This is a genomic window from Flavobacterium cupreum, from assembly GCF_003996965.1.
Taxonomy (GTDB): Bacteria; Bacteroidota; Bacteroidia; order Flavobacteriales; family Flavobacteriaceae; genus Flavobacterium; species Flavobacterium cupreum.
The window spans coordinates 1-1,668 of sequence record NZ_QWDM01000043.1 but is presented as its reverse complement, the minus strand read 5'-3'; the positions used below and the strand labels follow the sequence as shown (position 1 = coordinate 1,668).

The window sequence follows — 1,668 nt, the reverse complement described above, 5'->3', positions numbered from 1 at the left end:
CGTCGAGCTGCTGCATCGTGGCCAGCGCGTGGCAAGCCATCCGCGCGATAGCCGGCCGCGCCGCTTCAGCACCGTCACGGCCCATATGCCGGCGGCCCACCGCGCCCACATGGAGTGGACGCCGCAGCGCCTGATCAACTGGGGCGCGGACATCGGGCCGGGCACGGCCGCCGTCGTGACCCGTCTGCTGGAAGAGCACAAGCACCCGGAGCACGGCTACCGCGCCTGCCTGGGCCTGCTGTCGCTGTCGAAGCGCTACGGCAAGCCGCGCCTGGAAGGCGGCTGCATCCTGGCCCTGCAAATCGGCGCCTGCCAGTTCCGCCATGTGCGCGACATCCTCGCCAACAACCGCGACCAAACCAGCAGCAGCGCCGCCGGAGAATGGGTCAGCCCCGAGCACGCCAATGTGCGCGGCGCCCGTTACTATCAATAAGGAATTGACCATGATGATGCACACCACCTTGGCCCAACTGCGGGCCCTGAAACTCGATGGATTGGCCGCCGGCCTTGAAGAACAACTGAGCCTGCCCGGCATGGGGGCGATGAGCTTCGAGGAACGCCTGGCGCTGCTCATCGACAGGGAGGTCCATTGCCGCAATGACCGCAAGCTCGTGCGCTTGCTCAAGCAGGCGCGCCTGAAATACGGCCAGGCGGCCATTGAAGACATCGACACACGCCCGGCGCGCGGCCTGGACCGGCGCGCCGTCATGAGCCTGGCACTGGGCGACTGGGTCGAGTCCGGACACAGCGTTCTGATCAGCGGAGCGACCGGTACCGGCAAGTCCTGGCTCGCCTGCGCATTGGCGCAATACGCCTGCCGCCGCGGCTACTCGGCAGTCTATCAGCGCGTTCCGCGCCTACAGGAGGAACTGCGCATCAAGCATGGCAGCGGCGCCTTCGGCAAATGGCTGCTGCAGTTGGCCAAGACGGACGTCCTTGTTCTGGACGACTGGGGCGTTGGCGCCATTGATGGCAACACACGCTCTGATCTGCTGGAAATCATCGACGACCGCACCGGCAACAAGGCGACCATCATCGCCGGCCAGTTACCCATCGAGCACTGGCATGCATGGATCGGCGACGCCACCATTGCCGACGCCATCCTTGACCGCATCATGCAGCATCACCACCGCTTCGCGCTGGCGGGCGATACGCTGCGGGGAAAAAACCCGAAGATGCGCAAGGACCAAGGCCCTGGCGAGCAGGCGCCGCCGCATTGAGTCCTGTGGATTTGTGGACAATCGGCAAGCCGATTCCCTCCTAAGCGCTGCGCGCTTCCCTGTGGACAGCCCGTGGACAACGGTGCCCGTTGCCCATCGCCTGTCCACAGGTTGGAGGTTGCCCACAAGCTCCACAGGACGGCGCCATCAGTGAAAGAAAAAAGCACAACCCGGGCTTCGCCACCGGAGCGCGCACGTCGCGGGAGAAAACGGCGGCGCACGGAAATTTGATGACGGAAAGGAGAAAAAAATGAACCCATCGTGACCGATGCTTGTACAATTTAGCCGCGCAACACCTCACACTGCGCACCGGTCACGTTCAGCCGAAACGACCGGTCACGTTCGCCGAAATACGCACCAGGGAATCGCTTGAAGGCATGTCGTCAACTTATGGCTGTCACATTGCTCCTGCCAGTGATCCTGTCAACGCCAGCGCATGCGGCAGGGC

1 protein-coding gene and 1 pseudogene are annotated in these 1,668 nt (G+C 64.1%); both read left to right on the top strand.

The window, feature by feature from the left end; all coding sequences use genetic code 11:
- A pseudogene (locus tag D0817_RS24695) lies at positions 1–433 on the top strand (IS21 family transposase); the annotation flags it as partial.
- Positions 434–443: 10 nt separating this feature from the next.
- A complete protein-coding gene (istB, locus tag D0817_RS24690; RefSeq protein WP_127340994.1) occupies positions 444–1,220 on the top strand; it encodes an IS21-like element helper ATPase IstB in 777 nt (258 codons plus the stop codon).
- Positions 1,221–1,668 lie beyond the last annotated feature (448 nt).